The following is an 18,031-nucleotide window of genomic DNA, read 5'->3' on the forward strand; positions in this document are numbered from 1 at the left end:
AAGCATGGCCGCCGTAAATCAAGAGGGGCTCATATGTCGAACTTCCGGTTTTCCCTGGCCTGCGTAAGCGCGCTGGCCTTGTTCGCGGGCGCATGCGCGACGCCGCTCACCGGCGAAGAGACCGATGTATCGGACGCGGGCGAGATGACCGTAGGCGCGGGCACCCCCGTGCTCGCGGCCGCCGAGACTGTCGCGGTCGGAACGGCGAACGCCGATGCGGCTGACGACCCTGCGATCTGGGTCGACCCGCGCGATCCGTCCCGCGTCGTCATCTTCGGCACCGACAAGAAGGCCGGCCTCTATTCCTATCGCCTGGACGGAACGGTTCTGCAGAACCTCGCGGGTGGAAACCCGAACAACGTCGATCTGCGCGACGGCTTCATGGTCGGCGGACGAAGCCAGGTGCTCGTCGCCGCCAGCGACCGCAGCCCCGACCGTTTCGGCATCACCCTGTTCCTGATGGACCCGACCACGCTCCAGACCCGGTACTGGGGCCTCGTTCCCGTGGATCTTGAGGAGCCCTACGGGCTTTGCGTCGGAAAGCGCGGCGATCAGTTCATCGTCATGATCAACGGCACTGACGGTCAGGTCCGTCAGGTCGCGGTGTCGGCCGGCGCGGACGGAGCGCCCGCCGCCGTCGAGCAGAAGCGCTATGCGGTCGGCAGCCAGACCGAGGGCTGCGTCATCGATGATGAGACGGGCTACGTCTATATCGGCGAAGAGGCGCGGGGCGTCTGGCGCTATTCCCTCGACCCGGCGCAGGGCTCGCGCCGCATTTCGATCGCCCAGGCGCCGAGCGCCGCGCTGGTTCCCGATGTCGAGGGCCTGGCCATGCTCAAGCAGAATGGCGAGACCTGGCTGTTCGCTTCGAGCCAGGGAGATTCCGCATTCGCCGTCTGGCGTGTCGACGGCCAACCGACCTATCGCGGGCGTTTCTCGGTCGTGTCGGGCGGCGGGATCGACGCGGTCACCGGAACCGACGGCATCGCCGCACTGGCGGGTCCTGTCGGGCCGTATTCCCAGGGTTTGATCGTCGTTCAGGACGACGTCGACGAAATCCCGGGCTCGACTGGCGAACGCCAGAACTTCAAGCTCGTAGACTGGGCTGCGATCCGGGCCGCTCTGGGTCTGTGACGGCGGGGGCGACGAGGTCGGCAGTCCAGCCGACCTCGGCCCTTAGTCCGCCCAGGGTCGAACGCGTCAGGGTCAGCGTGCCCCCCGACGCCGTGACGAGGTCGCGCGCGATGGCCAATCCGAGCCCATGGCCCTGACCGCTTTCGTCAAGCCGGGCGCCGCGCAGAACCGCTTCCGCCTCGTGCTCCGCCGCAATGCCGGGGCCGTCGTCCTCGATCGCCACCCACAGCGACGAGCCGGTTCGCCCCGCTCGCACCAGGACCTGACGTCGGGCGAAGCGCGCTGCGTTTTCAAGCAGGGGCCCGAGCAGTTCGGCCAGGTCGTCCTGCTCCATCGGGGCATTGAAGCCTTCCGGCACGTCGTTGGTGAAGGCGATGCGCTCACCGTGGGTCGTCTGTTCGATGACGCCCAGGACATCCTCGACCCCTTCGCGAACGGCGCTGGTTCCGCGACGGACCGCAGCGACACGGCTGCGCGCCAGTTCCCGCTCGACCGTGGCGGTGGCGGAGGCGATGGCGCGGTCGAGGCGGTCGGCGATCCGGCTGTCTCCGGTCTCTCGCAATCGCCGGCTCTGGGCCTGCAAGGCTGACAGCGGGGTCTTCAACCCGTGCGCCAGGTCGGCCGCCCGACCCCGTGCCTGGCTGAGTTCGTCCTCGCTGGCCGACAGCAGCGCATTGATGGTCTCGGCCAGAGGCTGGACCTCCTCCAGCCAGGGTTTGGCCAGACGGGCGGATGCGCTCGGCCGGAGGGCGGCGAGATCCTCGCGAATGCGCCGCAAGGGGCTCAGACCCAGGTGCACCTGGGTCACTGAGGCCGCAGCGAGGAACAGCCAGAGGCCGCCGAGGAACATGGCAAGGTCCCGCCCGAACTCGGATTGCGCGGAGGCGATATCGTCCGCGTCCTCGGCGATCTGTACAACGACGGGCGGTCCATTGGGGTTCAGGCGGATAGACCGCTGAAGGACCACGATGGGCTTGTCGAACGGGCCGGCGATCTGTTTCAGAACCCATCGGTCGGCCGGAACGGAAGCCGGGACCGGAAGGGTCTGGTCCCAGAGAGATCGTGATCGGAGCGCCGTCGCCGGCGTCGACGCCTGCCAGTAGAGTCCGCCGGCCGGTATGCTCAGCCGGGGATCGGTCAGCTCGGCGTCCAGCGCCAGCGAGGCGTCTGCATTTTGGGTCAGGCCGGCGGTCAGGCGAGTGGCGTCGCGACTGAGCTCCAGCGTCAGCCGCCGCTCAAGATGGCGCTGGAACAGCACGGTCATGAAGAGCCAGGCCACCAGCACCGCAGCCAGCATGGCGATGCCGCCGCCCAGCAGCAGTCGCCAGCGCAGGGAGCGGGTGATCACGGCGTTTCTTCCAACAGGTAGCCGAACCCTCGCCGGGTCGCGATGAGGTCGGAGCCGAACTTTCGGCGCAGGCGAGCGACGACGGCTTCGATGGCGTTGGCGTCGCTGGCGTCGCCCGCGCCGTATAGATGTTCGGCCAGTTCGCCGGCGGAGACCGCACGACCGATCTGATGTGCCAGGTAGTCCAGCAGTCGAAACTCGAGCGGAGACAGGCGAGCCGGCACGCCGTTGAACGAGGCCGACATCCGCGTCGTGTCCAGGCGCAGTCGACCGATCGAGACGACGGTGGACAAACGGCCGGCGCCGCGCCGGATCAGCCCGCGCAGGCGTGCGATCAACTCGCCCATCTCGAACGGCTTGGCGAGATAGTCGTCGGCGCCCGCCTCGATGCCCTCGACCTTGTCGGTCCAGTCGCCTCTCGCGGACACGATCAGGACTGGAAAGGCGCGTCCCGCCGCTCGCCACCGCCGCAGCACGGAGATGCCGTCCAACCGCGGGAGGCCAAGGTCCAGCACGGCGACGGCATAGTCCTCGACATCGCCCGCGAACCAGGCGGAGTCGCCGTCCGAACTGACATCCACGACGAAGCCCGCGGCCTCGATGGCGCGTTTCAGGTCCGCCTGGATATCGGGGTCATCCTCGACAACGAGGCAGCGCATTCAGTCGTCCTCGATCTCCAGAACGACGCCGTCCTGGGCTCTGAGTTTGACCTCCCTGACGCGGCCCGTCGAGGTCAGAACCTTCACTTCGTAGCGCCATACACCGTGGTGGCGCTCCAGCTCGACATCGATGACGTCGCCGGTCACGCGCGTGGCTACGATCGACAGGATGCGGCCCAGCGGCAGGATTTCGCCCCGCTGAAGCGCAGCGAGCGCGGCCTCGTGATCACCATCATCGCCCGGGTTGGCCAGGACCGGCGTGGCGGCGGATCCGGCGAACAGCACGAGCCCCAGCGCGATGACCTTCAGGGGAGGGAGGATTTTCATGGGGCGATGATCCACCACGGCGCCTGACATTTCGCTGACGGCGACAAGACCCCGGACGTCAGACTGGACCACCTAGGAAAGGTTCTCTTCCAGGATCGCCTCCACCATGTTCATCGCCCAGACGCCCGGACAGTCCAGACCGTGGTCCATCGCCTGTGGAACGGCCTTGATACTTGCCGCATCGCCCGCCGTGGCGCAGGCGCAGTCCGCGCCGTCGGAACCCATCACGACCTATCAGGCCGCGAGCTTCGCCTCGGCGGCTCCGACCAATGCGGGGGACATGCTGGCGCGGGTTCCCGGCTTCTCCATTGTGGAAGCCAATGCGGACGTCCGCGGCTACGACGGGGCGCAGGGAAATGTGCTGATCGATGGAGCCCGCCCGACCAGCAAGCGCGAGAGCCTGTCCGATCTTCTGGCGCGGATTCCCGCCGATTCCGTGGATCGCATCGAGCTGATCCGCGGTGGTGTAGCGGGCGTCGAAATGGCCGGCCATGCGGTCGTCGCCAACATCGTCCGGCGTCGCGATACGTCGGTCGAGGCCGCGCTTCAGACAGGGGGCGTGTTGGCGACGGACGGCTGGGCCGCACCGCAGGGCCAAGCCGAGTATGCACGTCGCTGGGGCGACCGCTCGCTGGAGCTGGCCGTCAGCCTGTCACCGGAATTGGACGATGATTCAGGCCTGGGAACGATCGTCAGACTCAGCCCCCAGGGGCGCGAGACGGATCGACGCGCGCTCGACACCCGGACCGTAAAGACGAAGGCGGATTCCAGCGCCACCTGGCGTCAGCCCTTAGCCGGGGGTGACTTGACCGCGACCGGCGCGCTTCGAGGGGAGCAGGCGCGCACCGACACGGACATCGTCGGCATCTCTCCCTTCCGCGGGCATGAGCGGGTCGATGAGGATGAAGACTTCCTCGAGACCGAAGTCGGCGCCCGCTATGTCCGGCCGTTCGGAGCCGCTGACCGGCTGGAGCTGGTGGCAAGCCAGCAACTCGGCTGGCTGAATGAGGTCGAACGCGGGCGCGACGATGACGATGCCGAGCTGTTTCAACAGAACACCGACACAGGCGAAAGCATCGCCCGCATCGACCTGACCCATGTGCGCTCTGATCACCTGACGTTGACCCTCGGTCTGGAAGGCGCATTCAACTTCCTCGAAAGCCAGGCTCGCCTGGAAGAGAACGGCGCGGTGCAGTCGCTTCCGGGTTCCGATGTGCAGATCGAGGAGCGTCGGGGCGAAGGGTCCGTCGGGGCCACCTGGGCGCCGGCTGACGCCTGGCTGATCAAGGGTGACATCCGGATCGAAAGATCGGCCATCAGCCAGATGGGCGACACGCCGCTGGAACGCACCTTCACCTATGTGAAACCGAGGCTCTCCCTGCGTTGGGACGCGACCAGCGACGATCAGCTGAGGCTGTCGATCTCACGCGAGGTGGGTCAGCTCGCCTTCGCCGATTTCGTCGCGACCGCGTCGCTGGAAACCGATCAGGTGACGGCGGGCAACGCCACGCTGGAACCGGACAAGACCTGGCGTCTGGTCGCGGCCTGGGAGCGTCGTTTGTGGAGCGACGCTTCGGCGACGCTGACCTTCACCCACGACGAGATCAGCGACGTCGTGGACCGCGTGCTGGTGACGAATTCGACCGATGTGTTCGATGCGCCGGGCAATATCGGCGACGGTCGCAGGGACGTGGTCCAGCTGGACGTGTCGGCGCCGCTCGATCGCTTCGGTTTCAGCAGAGGTCGACTGAAGACCTCGTTGCAGTGGCATGAAAGCGAAGTCGTGGACCCGATCACCGGAGAGGTCCGGCGTATCTCTCAGGAGAAGCCGTTCGTCGGCGACATTCTCGTCACCCAGGACCTGCCGGCCCTCTCCATGAACTGGGGCGTGCAGATCGAGCATATCTCTGAGCACAAGACCCGCTACCGGTTCGACGAAGTGTCACGGCAGGCGGAAGCCATCGGCTGGACCGCCTTCGTCGAGCGACGCTTCGGCGGTCACTGGCAGGCACGGCTGGAGGCGACCGACCTGTTCGGTCGCGATTTCACAACGCGCCGCGAACGCTATGACGGGCCGCGATCGACCCGGCCGCTGGACAAGATCGAGCAGCGCGACCGGGTCACGCCGGGCTTCGTCAGCCTGACGTTCCGGCGGACTTTGGGTTAGGCAGTCAGGGCCTGGTTCAGGCGCTCGATCAGCGGACCCTGGACGGCGCCGTTCGAGACGCAGACATTCCCGGCGTGGATATCCAGTGCGGCCCCGTCGACACCCGTGGCCACGCCTCCGGCCTCCTCGACCAGGACGATGCCCGGTCCCATGTCCCAGGCGTTCAGGCATCGCTCCCAGTAGGCGTCCCAGCGACCGGCCGCGACCCAGGCCATGTCCACCGCACAGGCGCCCGTGCGGCGGATGCCCGCGACGTCGCCGCTCAGCAAGGCCATCTCGCGGGCGAAGACGTCATGGTCCGGCTTACCCGAGAAGGGGATGCCGCAGGCCAGAACGGACTCGATCAGGGACGCGCGTTTCGACACATGGACGCGCTGGCCGTTCAGCCAGCAGCCCTTGCCGGTTTCGGCGACGTAGAGCTCGTTCAACACGGGGATGTAGGTGACTCCGGCGACGATCCTGCCTTCACGCGCCAGAGCGACGTTCACGCCCCAGAGAGGGCAGGCGAACAGGAAGTTGGTCGTGCCGTCGAGGGGGTCGACGATCCATTGCTGAGCGTCGTCCGCACCGCCGCTGACGCCGCCTTCCTCGCCCAGGAACGAATAGCTGGGCTGGGCGCGGGCCAGGATGGCGCGGGTTGTCTGTTCGGCCTCCTGGTCGGCGATCGAAACCATGTCGGCGGGGCCGGACTTGGTTTCGATGGTCAGTTCGGATAGCTGGCCGAAGCGTTTTTCCAGGCCCGCGCCGGCGGTCTTGGCGGCCTCGATCATGGCCTTGAGGTCATCGGAAGGATTCAGCATCGTCAGTCTCTCAGGCGGGTGCGCCACAGGCTGGCGGCGAGCAGCATCGAAAGGACCGAAGCCCCGATCCAGACCCAGATCACGGGGCCGAAATCATAAATCTTGTCGTCGCCGACGGTGGTCATGTGGGCTTCGATCATCGCGCCGGAGACGTTTTCCTGCAGCGCGGCGCCGATATAGCTGAACACTCCGATGACACCCATGACCGCGCCGGCTGCTCGTTTCGGCGCGACATCGACGGCGAACAGGCCGCCCAGCGAGGTCACCAGCCCCGTCATGCCCAGGCCGAACAGGATCATCGCCAGATACATCATCGGCAGGGAGGTCGGGCCAAAGAAGAACAACAGCAGACCGATCAGCTCCAGAAGCGCGAACAGCAGGTTGGCGGGCGGCCGTCGTGTGGCGAACAGTTTGTCCGACAGGAAGCCGTACGCGATCGCTCCGCCGATTCCGGCGAGCGTGCTCACGAACAGAAGCGACGCGGCCGTCGGCAGCGACAGCCCACGCGCCTCCTGGAGGTACAGCACGCCCCAGGAGTTGATGGCGTAGCGGGTCACGTAGATCAGGGCGCTGGAGAGCGCCAGAATCCAGATCGCGGGCAGTTTCAGGATCGAAAGCTGGATCTTGAGCACGGTCGATTGCTCGACACGAACCGGGCCGGTGTAGTGGTCGTTGCGCCAATCCGCGACGGCGGGCAGGCCCATGGTCTGTGGCCGGTCACGCAACAGAATCCAGGCGAAGCAGGCGACCGCGACGCCGATCAGGCCGGGGACCCAGAAGCCCGCGCGCCAGCCCATCCAGGTGACGACGGCGCCGACGATCAGGAAGGTGGCGCCCTCGCCGATCGAGTGAGCCGTGGACCAGATGCCGTACATCCGGCCCCGCTCCCGGTTGGAGAACCAGGAGGTCATCGCGACCACGCCGCTGGGCGCGCCGAAGCTCTGGAACCAGCCGTTCAGCCCCCAGACGAAGGCTGCGAACCAGACCAGATTGACTGTGCCCATCAGCATGCAGCACAGGCCCGACAGCAGGAAGGACGCTGTCATGAACTTTCGAATGTCGGCATGATCGGCGAAGAAGCCGTTCGTCAGCTTGCCGATCGCATAGGTCCAGAAAAGCGCCGAGCCGATGAGGCCGAGTTCGGAGGGTGTGAAGACGCCCTGGTCGATCAGCGGCTTTTTCACGACCCCCAGAGCCAGACGGCAGATGTAGATCAGGCCATAGCCCGCCGTGATGGCGATCATCACGCGCAACCGGTAGCGTCGGTACAGGGTGTCGATCAGACTCCTGTCGACCATCTCGGGCAGGTCAGGTCCGGTGGCGAAAAAGCCTAGCAGTCCTCGAGCCATCAAACCCTCCCGGCTGGCGGGACCGCTTCGGGCGCGATCCTCGTTGCGGCAAGCTTATTTCACGCGTGAGAGATATGGAAGAAGAATTCTATTCTATCGCATGGTTGGAATGACGAAGCTCTGGTCCGCGACCGCTCCGGCCTTCATGCCGGGCCACCGCTGGGTCACCGTCTTGGTGCGGGTGTAGAAGCGCACGCCGTCAAGGCCGTACTGGTTCAGGTCGCCGAAGCCCGACCGCTTCCAGCCGCCGAAGGAGTGGTAGGCCACCGGCACGGGGATGGGGACGTTGATCCCGACCATGCCGACCTCGACCTGATCGGCGAACTCGCGCGCCGCGTCGCCGTTGCGGGTGAAGATGCAGACGCCGTTGCCGTACTGATGCTGCGAGGGCAGGGCCAATGCCTCCTCGAAGGTAGCGGCGCGGACGATCTGAAGGACCGGCCCGAAGATCTCCTCGCGATAGGTCTGCATGTCCCCAGTGACATGGTCGAACAGGGTGGGGGCCAGGAAGAAGCCGTTCTCGTGGCCTTGCAGGCTGAACCCGCGCCCATCGACGACCAGTTCGGCCCCCTCGTCGACGCCGGTCTGGATATAGCCCTCGATCCTCGCCTTGTGCGCTGCCGAGACGACCGGGCCGTAGTGGGCGTCGGCGTCGGTGGATACGCCGACGCGCAGGGCCTCTATGGCGGGCAGCAGTTTGGCGCGCAGACGTTCGGCGGTGTCCTCGCCCACTGGCACGACGACCGGCAGGGCCATGCAGCGTTCGCCGGCCGAGCCATAGGCCGCGCCCATCAGGTCGGCGACGGTCTGGTCCATGTCGGCGTCGGGCAGGACGATGCCGTGGTTCTTGGCCCCGCCCATGGCCTGGACGCGCTTGCCGTTCTGGGCGCCGAGGGCGAAGACCGACTGGGCGATGTCGGACGACCCGACGAAACTGACCGCCTTGATCGTCGGATGCTTCAGTATGGCCTCGACCGTGTCCTTGTCGCCGTGGACGACGTTCAGGACGCCGGCGGGAAGGCCGGCCTCGATCATCAGTTCGGCGAGGCGCACCGGCACCGACGGATCACGCTCGGAGGGCTTCAGGATGAAGGCGTTGCCGCAGGCGATGGCCGGGCCGAACATCCACATCGGGATCATGGCGGGAAAGTTGAACGGGGTGATGCCGGCGACGACGCCCAGAGCCTGACGCATCGAATAGACGTCGATGCCGGGGCCGGCTCCCTGGGTGTATTCGCCCTTCAGCAGGTGCGGGATGCCGCAGGCGAACTCGATCACCTCGAGGCCCCGCATGATGTCGCCCTTGGAGTCAGCGACGACCTTGCCGTGTTCGGACGACAGCATGTAGGCCAGCTCGTCCATGTGGACTTCCAGCAGGCGCTTGAACTCGAACATGACGCGCGCGCGGCGCTGCGGATTGGTCGCGCCCCAGCCCTTCTGGGCCTCCGCGGCATTGGCGATGGCGGCGTCCAGTTCGGCGCTCGTGGCCAGCTGGACCCGGGCCTGGACCTCGCCAGTGTTCGGATCGAACACGTCGCCGAAGCGGCCGGAGGCGCCGGCGACCAAGCGGCCGCCGATGAAGTGGTCGATGCTGCGCATGGTCAGTCCTGGGTGGGGGAGGTGGGCCTGAGGATCCAGTCGTGGGCCGGGTCGTTTCGGAAGATCCAGTTGCGTTTCGGACCGGCCATGACGTTCAGATAATAGACGTCGTAGCCGTGGGGCGCGCCGACGGGATGATAGCCGCGCGGCACCATGACCACGTCGCCGTCCTCGACCGTGACCGTCTCGTCCAGGCTGCGGTCGTCGGTATAGACGCGCTGGATGGCGAAGCCCTGGGGCGGGTCGATGCGGTGGTAGTAGGTTTCCTCCAGCGCGGTCTCTTCGGTCGGCGTCGCGGTGTCGTGTTTGTGCGGCGGATAGCTGGACCAATGGCCGCCGGGGGTGATGACCTCGACGACCAGCAGCCCCTCGGCGGGCTCGGATTCGGGCAGGATGTTCCGGACATAGCGGGTGTTTGTGCCGGAGCCCCGGACCTCGCGAGACATGTCGGTCTCGGCGATCAGGCGGGGGGCGCCGACGCCGGTTCCGGGCGCGGTGCAGATCGCCAGCTCGACCGGGGAGGCGGCCTTGACCGTGAAGGCGGCGCCGGCGGGCGCATAGACGGCGCCGGGGGCGCGGTCCTCGAACGGGGTGGTCCGGCCGCCGACGCCGACGAAGGACTGATTTCCGACGGTGATGTCCGCCGTGCCCGCGACGATGACGAGGCAGGCCTCGCGGTCGGGCGCGCCGCCGGCGTAGGTCTGGCCGGCGCCGAGCTTGATCAGCTTGAAGCCGACGTGGCTCCAGCCGGCGCTCTCGGGCGTCACCTCCAGCACGGCGCCGTCGGCGTCGGGGGCGTGGGGACGGACCTTCAGGTCGGCCATCAGACCAGGCCCGCCTCGGCGGCGCGGGCCTTGAGCGTGCGCAGGCCGAGGTCGGCATAGGTGCGAGGATCGGCGAGCGCCGGGTCCTGTTCGGCCTCGATGACGATCCAGCCGGAATAGTCCATCCGCTTCAGCGCCGACATGACCTCGACATAGTCCAGACCGCCGTCGCCGGGCACGGTGAACATGCCCGCCAGCACGCCGTCCAGGAAGCTGGAGCCGCCCTTCTTCGCCTTGGTGAAGGTCTCCCAGCGCACGTCCTTGCAGTGGACATGGACGACGCGTTCGGGGTGGTCGCGGATGATGGCCAGCGAGTTGACGCCGCCCAGCGCCGCGTGGCCGGTGTCCAGCGTCAGCCCGACGGACGGTCCGGTGTTGGCGATGAAGGCGTCAACGTCGGCGGCGGTCTCGACCACCGTACCCAGGTGGTGGTGATAGGCGAACTTGAAGCCCTCGCCGGCCAGATAGTCGGCCACGGCGGTCAGCCGCGCACCGAACTGGGCCCAGTCGCCGGTCCCCAGACGCGGCGTCCCGCTGAGCGGTACCGACCGGTTGCCGTGGACGGCGTTGGAGGTCTCGGCGAAGACGAAGACGGTCGAACCCATGGCCTTCAGCAGGTCCAGATGCGGCTGCATGGCGACGATCTCGGCCTCGGCGTCCTGCACCAGCAGCGAGCCGGAATACCAGCCGCCGATCATGTCGAGACCGCCCAGCGCGGCCTTCAGGGCGGCGGGCTCCTTCGGGAAACGGCCGCCCATCTCGACGCCCTCGAACCCGACCTCGCGGATGTCGCGGAAGATGTCGTCCAGCGGCGTATCGCCGCCCAATTCGGGCATATCGTCGTTGGACCAGGCGATCGGGCTGACGCCCCAGCGGATCGTCATGACAAGTCTCTCTTCATACGGATGCGGGCCTCGTAGTCGCGGCGCGCGGCCTCGACCTCGGGGCGTTCGGACACTTCGGGAACGGCGACGTCCCACCACCAGCCGCCGGCCTCGGTTGTCTTCAGCGGGTCGGTGTCAATGACGACGACATAGGAGCGGTCGGCGGCGCGGCCGCGGGCCATGGCGGCCTCGAACTGGCCTAGGGTTTCGACCTTCTCGGACAGGGCGCCGAGGCTGCGGGCATGGGCGGCGAAGTCGATGTCGGGCAGGATTTCGTGGCGGCTGTCGGCCAGCAGGTTGTTGAAGCCGGGCGATCCCGTCGCCTGCTGCAGCCGGTTGATGCAGCCGAAGCCCCGGTTGTCGAGCAGGGCGACGATCAGCTTGTGACCCATCATCACCGAGGTCGCGAGCTCGGAGTTCAGCATCAGATACGACCCGTCGCCGACCATGACGACGACCTCGCGATCCGGCTCGGCCATCTTGACGCCGAGGCCGCCTGCGACCTCGTAGCCCATGCAGGAGAAGCCGTATTCCAGGTGGTAGCCGCCGGGCCGGGCCGTGCGCCACAGCTTGTGCAGTTCGCCCGGCAGGCCGCCGGCGGCGCAGACCACGACGGCGTCGTCGCCCATCGACCGCTGGACGGCCCCGATGACCTGGGCGTCGCTGGGCAGGGTCCTGGCGTCGTCTCTCGCCGTCGCCGCATCGACGGCGGCGGTCCAGTCGGCGAGGGCGACCGTTTGGATCGAGGCGTTTGGCGCGGTCCAGCCGTTCAGCGCGATGGCCAGGGCGCCGAGCACCGCGCCGACGTCGCCGACGACCGGCTGGGCGTCGTGCTTGTGGGCGTCGAAGGGCTGGATGTTGACCTGGAACAGCTTGCGGTCGGGGAACAGGCTGCGCGAGCCGGTGGTGAAGTCCTGCAGCCGCGTGCCGAGGCCGACGATCAGGTCGGCCTCGTCCGCCGCGGCGTTGGCCGCCGAGGAACCGGTCACGCCGATCGAGCCGAGGTTCGACGGGTGGTTCCAGGGCAGGGCGCCCTTGCCGGCCTGGGTCTCCGCGACCGGCAGACCGGTGGCCTGGGCCAGATCGGACAGGGCGGCTTCGGCGCAGCTGTAGAGGACGCCGCCGCCGGAGACGATCAGAGGCCGTTTCGCCGAACGGATCGCGTCGATCAGGGCCGACATCTCGTCGCCGTCGGCGGGCTGGCGGCGGGTGCGCCAGACGTGGCGGTCGAAGAAGGCGACGGGATAGTCGAAGGCCTCGGCCTGGACGTCCTGGCAGAAGGCGATCGTCGCAGGCCCGCAGGTGGCTGGGTCCATCATGACGGCCAGCGCCTTGGGCAGGGCGTCGAGGATCTGCTCGGGCCGGGTGATCCGGTCGAAGAAGCGCGACACCGGCTTGAAGCAGTCGTTGGCCGAGACCGTCGCGTCGGCGAAATCCTCGATCTGCTGAAGAACCGGGTCGGGCCGGCGGCTGGCATAGACGTCGCCGGGCATCAGAAGGACCGGCAGTCGATTGACGTGGGCCAGGGCCGCCGCGGTCAACAGATTGGTTGCCCCTGGGCCGATCGAGGTGGTGCAGATCATGGCCCGCTGACGCCGCATCTGTTTGGCGTAGCCGATGGCGGCGTGGGCCATGCCCTGTTCGTTGTGCGCCCGCCACGTCGGCAGGACGTCGCGGTGGGCGTGCAGGGCTTCGCCGATGCCGGCGACGTTGCCGTGGCCGAAGATGGCCCAGCAGCCGGCGAAATAGGGAATCTCGACGCCGTCGACGACGACGAACTGGGCGGCCAGCCAACGGACGGCGGCCTGGGCGGCGGTCAGGCGGATAGTCGACACGCTCAGACCGCCTCTCGCAAACGCGGAGCCGAGACCGACGCGCGGGCGGCGCGCCAGGCATCGACCAGCACGGCGAACCGTGCCGACAGGTCGGCGACGGCGGTCTCGTCGTCGATCTTGCCGGATAGCCACTGCTCGGCGACGTCGGCGAAGATGGTGCGGCCGACCGCGAATCCCTTGATGATCGAGGAGGCGGCGGCGACGCTGAAGGAGGCGATCAGTTCGTCCTCGGGCGCCGACAGGCCCAGCAGCAGCACGCCCCGGCAGTGGGGATCGTTGGCGCGGATGGCGGCCTCGACATTGACCCAGGCGGCCGGGTCGCTCGTCGGTTCCAGCTTCCACCAGTCGGGCTTCATGCCCAGATCGTACAGCCGCTGGATGGCGCGCGCGATGGTGCGGGCATCGATGGGACCGTTGCGAGAGGCGATGATCTCGACCAGCAGCTCGTGTCCGGTCTTCAGGCAGGCGTCCTGGAGGCGAAGCAGCTGGCGCTCCTGACGTTCGCGCAGGGGGGCGGCGTCGTCGGGGTGATAGAAGGCCAAGCATTTGACGACGTGGTTCGGCGGCCATGTGGCCAGCTCGGTCGCTACGTCGGCGGCGCCCTCGAACTCCAGCGGGCAGGAGCCGGGCAGCTCGATCGGGCGGCCGATCCAGTAGGTCGTGTCGGCGGCCTCCTCCAAGCCTCGCATGCCGAAGCGGCCGTCCAGCAGCACGCCGAAGCGTGGGTTGCCCTGTGCCAGCCGATCGACGGCCTTCAGCGTCAGGGCCTTGAAGGCAGGCACGCGGTCCAGATCGGCGCCGATGCGCGTGCACAGATCCTCGAACTGGCTGCGATGGTCCATGGCCAGGACGGTCAGGTCGTCATACTGGCCGACCCGCGTGGTGGCCCAGTGGATGTGTTCGAGGGCGGCGTCTTCGCGCAGACGGAACGGGCGGTCCTGACCGTCGAGGAACAGCTGCAGCTCCTCCCAGGTCGCCATGGCGGGCGAACAGCCGTGACGGGACACCACGATCGCCCCACAGGCGTTGGCGAACTCGCAGCAGGTGGTCAGCGGCTCGCCCCTCAGCCAGCCGCGCAGGAAGCCGGCCATGAAGGCGTCGCCGGCGCCCAGCACGTTGAATACCTCGACCCGGAAGCCGCGACCGACGACGCCGTCGTCCAGACTGTCGGGGATCAAGCCGGGGAAGGCGGAGCAGCCGTCCGGGCCGCGCTTGCAGACCAGCAGGGCGTCGGACTGCTGGCGAATGGTGCGGAGGGCCTCGATGGTGTCGGTCGAGCCGCCGAGGATATGGACCTCTTCCTCCGTGCCGACGATCAGGTCGCACAGGGGCAGGACTTCCTGCAGGCGCGCCGTCACGGCCGCGTCGGCGACGAAGCGGTTCTCGCCCATGTCCTTGTCGGTCAGGCCCCACAGGACCGGACGATAGTCGATGTCGAAGATAACCTTGCCGCCGTTGTCGCGGGCGATGCGACAGGCCTTCATCGATGCCTCGAACACACCGGGCTGCGACAGGTGGGTGCCGTTGATCAGGACCGCGCCGGCCGACCGGATGAAGGCCGGATCGACGTCGTCGGCGCTCAGCGCCATGTCGGCGCAGTTCTCGCGATAGAAGATCAGGGGGAAGGTCTCAGGGTCGCGGATGCCGAGGAAGACCAGGGCCGTCAGCCGCTCCGCGTCGGTCAGGACGCCGTCGACGACGACGCCCTCGCGCACCAGCTGTTCGCGGATGAACCGGCCAAAATGGTCGCCGCCGACCCGGGTCAGCAGGGCGGTGCGCAGGCCCAGACGCGATCCGCCGACGGCGGTGTTGGTCGGGCTGCCGCCGATGTATTTGGCGAAGGACATCATGTCCTCCAGCCGGCCGCCGATCTGCTGGCCGTACAGGTCGACGCCGGAGCGGCCGATGGTGATCACGTCAAGCCGACGATTCGCCCCCGCCATACGTCGTATCCACACCACACCGACGCGTCGCGCGCCCTCAATATGTAACGTATATTCTATCTATAGAATGGTCGCAACAGATGTTTCATTCTGAACTGTGCTTTGTGGCGCGTTTTAGAGAGGAGGAGTTGAGTGCGGTCTGGGACGCCGCGAAGGCGTAGGAGATGACCAGGGCCTGGGCCAGGCACATGGAGGCTGACAGCGAGCGGAACTTGCGGATCTCCGCCTCCCTGACCTGAAGCACCAGGGTCGCGGGCTTGGCCACGGGGCTGACAAGACTGTCGCTGATCGACAGGACCTTGCAGCCGCGCTCGACCGCCGCCTCGATCAGTTGCAGCGTCTCCTCGGCATAGGGGTGATAGCTGACGGCGAGCAGCAGATCCTTGGGCCCGATGGCATGGATCTGTTGCCGCGTCATGCCGCCGATGCTGTCGATGAAGACCGTCTTCTTGTCGACCTGATGCAGCGAGTAGGCGATGTAGGCCGCGACGGGAAACGACCGCCGGAACCCCGCCACATAGACGGTGTCGCATTTGGCGATCAGCTTGACGGCGGCGGCGAGGTCGGCCGCGCTGATGATCTCGCCCAGGTTCTGAAGCGCCAGGGTGTTGCCTTCGACGAACTCGGCCAGCACCTGACGCGGGTCGCCGACGGCCTTGCCGTCCACCTCGTCGCGGAACTGGCGGACCCGCTCGCCGTAGCCCAGGGTCGCGCCGCCGGACAGCAGGCCGTCTCGGAACAGCCGCTGCATCTGGGTGGCGCCGTCGAAGCCGAACGACTTGGCGAAGCGCACGATGGCCGAGGGCTGGACGCCACTGCGGTCGGCCAGCACCGCCAGGGTCTCCAGCGCCACCGCGTTCGGCTCGTCCAGCACATAGCGCGCGATCTGCTGCAGGCGTTTGCTGAGGGTGTCGTAGCGGGCCAGGATCGCGGCGCGCAGGTCGTCGGCGTTGGTGGGGGGAATCAACTCGTCCATGGCGTTTCCACGTTTTCCGCGAGACCGTACCGCGCCCTCGACAAGGGCTCAATGGAATGTCGGCGCGCTGCTTGGAAATTCTATTTCATTGCTAGACAGAATATCGGTTCCATGCTGTTTCCGGCGAAAGACTTCGGGAGGCGGCCTTGGCTCGAATGAATGTAGCGTTGATTGGCGCGGGGCGGATGGGCTCGATCCATGGCGTCAACGCGGGTCGGCATCCCGATCTGCGCCTGAAGTATGTGGTGGATCCGCGCCCGGAGGCCGCCGCCGCGATCGGCGATCCCTTTGGCGCGCGCGCCGCATCGCTGGATGAAGCCTTGACGGACCCCGACGTCGGCGGCGTCCTGATCTGCAGTTCCACTGACCTGCACCTGACCCATGCCCTGGCCGCCGTCGATGCCGGCAAGGCCATCTTCTGCGAGAAGCCGATCGACCTGAATCTGGCCAAGGCACGGGCGGCTCAGGATCGGTTCGCCGATGCCCGGCTGGTGCTGGCCTTCAACCGTCGCTTCGATCCGCACTTCGTCGCCCTGAAACGCCGCGTCGATGCGGGCGAGATCGGGCGGCTCGAAACGCTGCATCTGGTCAATCACGACCCGGCCGCGCCGCCGCCCGGTTTCATCCCGACCAGCGGCGGACTGTTCAAGGACTTCACCATCCACGACCTGGATCTGGCTCGATGGCTGCTCGACGAGGAGCCGGTCGAGGTGTTCGCCGCCGCCAGTTGTCTGGTCGATTCCGAGATCGGGCGGCTGGGCGATGTGGACACGGCGCGTACCGTGTTGAAGACGGCGTCCGGCCGGATGTGCGTGATCTCCAACACCCGGCGCAGCGGCTATGGCTATGACCAGCGGATCGAGGCGTTCGGGTCCAGGGGGATGATCACGGCCGGCAACGTCGCCGACGACACGGTCCAGACCCTGACCGATGCCGGCGTCAGTTCCGCCCCGATCAAGCCCGCTTTCCTGCAGCGATACGCCGAGGCGTACCGCGCCGAGATGGCTCATTTCGCCGATGTCGCCCATGGCCGCGTGACGTCCAGCGTCGGATATCCCGACGGCGTCGCGGCCCTCGTTCTCGCCGAAGCGTGCGATCAATCCGTACGCACCGGCGCCGTCGTCAGACTGTAAGGAGTCACTCATGCACAAGATCGCCCTCATCGGCGCCGGCCGGATCGGCCGGATCCATGCCCGCAACGCCGCCCTGAACCCACGCGTCGAGCTGGTCGGCGTCGTCGATCCGATGGCGGCGTCCGCCTCGGAGGTCGCAGCGCAGTGGGGCGCACAGGTGATGACGCTGGGTGAAGTCATGGACGCGCCGGACATCGGCGGCGTGATCGTCGCCAGCTCGACCGACACCCATCTGGACTACAGCGTTCGCGCGGCCCGGGCGGGCAAGGCGATCTTCTGCGAGAAGCCGATCGATCAGGATCTGGCCCGCGCCCGCAGCGCCTCGGGCGATCTGGCCGACGCGCGCATCCTGCTGGCCTTCAACCGCCGTTTCGATCCCAATTTCCAGGCCCTGAAGGCGCGGCTGGACAGCGGTTCGATCGGGGCGCTGGAGTCGGTGCAGATCACGTCGAACGACCCGTCCCCGCCGCCGCCGTCCTATGTCGCCGTCTCGGGTGGGCTGTTCAAGGACATGGCGATCCACGACTTCGACATGGCCCGCTGGCTGCTGGGCGAGGAGCCGACCGAGGTCTATGCCGCCGGCAGCTGTCTGGTCGATCCGGAGATCGGCAAGCTGGGCGACGTCGATACGGCGCGCACCGTGCTGAAGACCGCCTCGGGCAAGCTGTGCGTCATCTCCAACAGCCGGCGCTCGGGTTTCGGCTACGACCAGCGGATCGAGGCCTATGCTTCGAAGGGAATGGTCCGGGCCGACAATGTGCTGGAAAGCACAGTCCAGGTCTGGGGCGAGGCCGGGGCCGCCGCCGATCGGTTCCAGAACTTCTTCCTCGACCGCTACGCCGCCGCCTACGAGGCCGAGATGACGCATTTCGCCGACATGCTGGATGGGGCGTCGGCGTCGGTGGGGTATGCCGACGGGGTGGCTGCGCTGGCTCTGGCGGAGGCCGCCGCCGAATCCGTAAGGACCGGGCAGGTCGTGCGGCTCTAGATGCAAAAGAAGAGCGGAGACCTTTCGATCTCCGCCCAGTCTCACCGTTCAGGAGCGGCGTGTTC

The 18,031-nt window shown here is 67.4% G+C and carries 15 protein-coding genes; 4 read left to right on the forward strand and 11 right to left on the reverse strand.

The window, feature by feature from the left end; all coding sequences use genetic code 11:
• Window positions 1-33: 33 nt before the first annotated feature.
• Window positions 34-1,134 carry a phytase gene (locus ACQY68_RS07260; protein ID WP_428152376.1) on the forward strand — a complete coding sequence of 367 codons (1,101 nt, stop codon included), beginning with the start codon at window positions 34-36 and terminating at the stop codon, window positions 1,132-1,134.
• Here ACQY68_RS07260 and ACQY68_RS07265 read toward each other — a convergent pair.
• From ACQY68_RS07265 to ACQY68_RS07275, 3 genes are read right to left on the reverse strand one after another with little or no spacing between them, the layout of a single operon-like run.
• Complete coding sequence (locus tag ACQY68_RS07265; protein WP_428152377.1) at window positions 1,088-2,482, reverse strand: sensor histidine kinase; 1,395 nt, start codon at window positions 2,480-2,482, stop codon at window positions 1,088-1,090. The genes ACQY68_RS07260 and ACQY68_RS07265 overlap by 47 nt on opposite strands.
• Window positions 2,479-3,141, reverse strand: a complete 663-nt coding sequence (locus ACQY68_RS07270) for a response regulator transcription factor (protein ID WP_428152378.1) — start codon at window positions 3,139-3,141, stop codon at window positions 2,479-2,481. Before ACQY68_RS07270 ends, ACQY68_RS07265 begins: the two co-directional genes overlap by 4 nt.
• Window positions 3,142-3,468: a PepSY domain-containing protein gene (locus tag ACQY68_RS07275; RefSeq protein ID WP_428152379.1), complete on the reverse strand. Its 327-nt coding sequence runs from the start codon at window positions 3,466-3,468 to the stop codon at window positions 3,142-3,144.
• A 106-nt stretch (window positions 3,469-3,574) separates the two neighbouring features.
• Here ACQY68_RS07275 and ACQY68_RS07280 point away from each other — a divergent pair, with 106 nt between their 5' ends.
• The gene (locus ACQY68_RS07280; protein ID WP_428152380.1) at window positions 3,575-5,635 is read left to right on the forward strand and encodes a TonB-dependent receptor plug domain-containing protein; all 2,061 of its coding nucleotides are present in this window, start codon (window positions 3,575-3,577) and stop codon (window positions 5,633-5,635) included.
• Here ACQY68_RS07280 and ACQY68_RS07285 read toward each other — a convergent pair.
• The 8 genes from ACQY68_RS07285 to ACQY68_RS07320 all read right to left on the reverse strand — a co-directional run bounded on the left by ACQY68_RS07285 (window position 5,632) and on the right by ACQY68_RS07320 (window position 15,845).
• Window positions 5,632-6,435 (reverse strand): inositol monophosphatase family protein, encoded by an 804-nt coding sequence (locus ACQY68_RS07285; protein WP_428152381.1) that lies wholly within the window; start codon window positions 6,433-6,435, stop codon window positions 5,632-5,634. The genes ACQY68_RS07280 and ACQY68_RS07285 overlap by 4 nt on opposite strands.
• Before the next feature lie 2 nt (window positions 6,436-6,437).
• Window positions 6,438-7,784, reverse strand: coding sequence for an MFS transporter (locus tag ACQY68_RS07290; protein WP_428152382.1), 1,347 nt, complete (start codon window positions 7,782-7,784; stop codon window positions 6,438-6,440).
• Between the two features lie 93 nt (window positions 7,785-7,877).
• Window positions 7,878-9,383 carry a CoA-acylating methylmalonate-semialdehyde dehydrogenase gene (locus tag ACQY68_RS07295; protein ID WP_428152383.1) on the reverse strand — a complete coding sequence of 502 codons (1,506 nt, stop codon included), beginning with the start codon at window positions 9,381-9,383 and terminating at the stop codon, window positions 7,878-7,880.
• Between the two features lie 2 nt (window positions 9,384-9,385).
• A complete protein-coding gene (gene iolB / locus ACQY68_RS07300) occupies window positions 9,386-10,207 on the reverse strand; it encodes a 5-deoxy-glucuronate isomerase (RefSeq protein ID WP_428152384.1) in 822 nt (273 codons plus the stop codon).
• Window positions 10,207-11,091 carry a myo-inosose-2 dehydratase gene (gene iolE / locus ACQY68_RS07305; RefSeq protein WP_428152385.1) on the reverse strand — a complete coding sequence of 295 codons (885 nt, stop codon included), beginning with the start codon at window positions 11,089-11,091 and terminating at the stop codon, window positions 10,207-10,209. Before iolE ends, iolB begins: the two co-directional genes overlap by 1 nt.
• On the reverse strand, window positions 11,088-12,926 hold the full coding sequence (iolD, locus tag ACQY68_RS07310) for a 3D-(3,5/4)-trihydroxycyclohexane-1,2-dione acylhydrolase (decyclizing) (RefSeq protein WP_428152386.1): 1,839 nt from the start codon (window positions 12,924-12,926) through the stop codon (window positions 11,088-11,090). The genes iolE and iolD overlap by 4 nt, the downstream gene beginning before the upstream one ends.
• A gap of 2 nt (window positions 12,927-12,928) precedes the next feature.
• On the reverse strand, window positions 12,929-14,842 hold the full coding sequence (locus ACQY68_RS07315; protein WP_428152387.1) for a bifunctional 5-dehydro-2-deoxygluconokinase/5-dehydro-2-deoxyphosphogluconate aldolase: 1,914 nt from the start codon (window positions 14,840-14,842) through the stop codon (window positions 12,929-12,931).
• A 112-nt stretch (window positions 14,843-14,954) separates the two neighbouring features.
• Entirely contained in the window at window positions 14,955-15,845 is an 891-nt protein-coding gene (locus ACQY68_RS07320) for a MurR/RpiR family transcriptional regulator (protein ID WP_428152388.1), read from the reverse strand.
• Between the two features lie 155 nt (window positions 15,846-16,000).
• On the opposite strand from ACQY68_RS07320, the gene iolG (ACQY68_RS07325) reads away from it, so the two are divergent.
• Both iolG (ACQY68_RS07325) and iolG (ACQY68_RS07330) read left to right on the forward strand, forming a co-directional pair.
• A complete protein-coding gene (gene iolG / locus ACQY68_RS07325) occupies window positions 16,001-16,978 on the forward strand; it encodes an inositol 2-dehydrogenase (protein ID WP_428152607.1) in 978 nt (325 codons plus the stop codon).
• Between the two features lie 10 nt (window positions 16,979-16,988).
• A complete protein-coding gene (gene iolG, locus ACQY68_RS07330) occupies window positions 16,989-17,966 on the forward strand; it encodes an inositol 2-dehydrogenase (RefSeq protein WP_428152389.1) in 978 nt (325 codons plus the stop codon).
• The last annotated feature ends 65 nt before the right edge of the window (window positions 17,967-18,031 follow it).

Origin of the sequence: Brevundimonas sp., from assembly GCF_965278935.1 — a bacterium.
Classification (GTDB): Bacteria; Pseudomonadota; Alphaproteobacteria; order Caulobacterales; family Caulobacteraceae; genus Brevundimonas.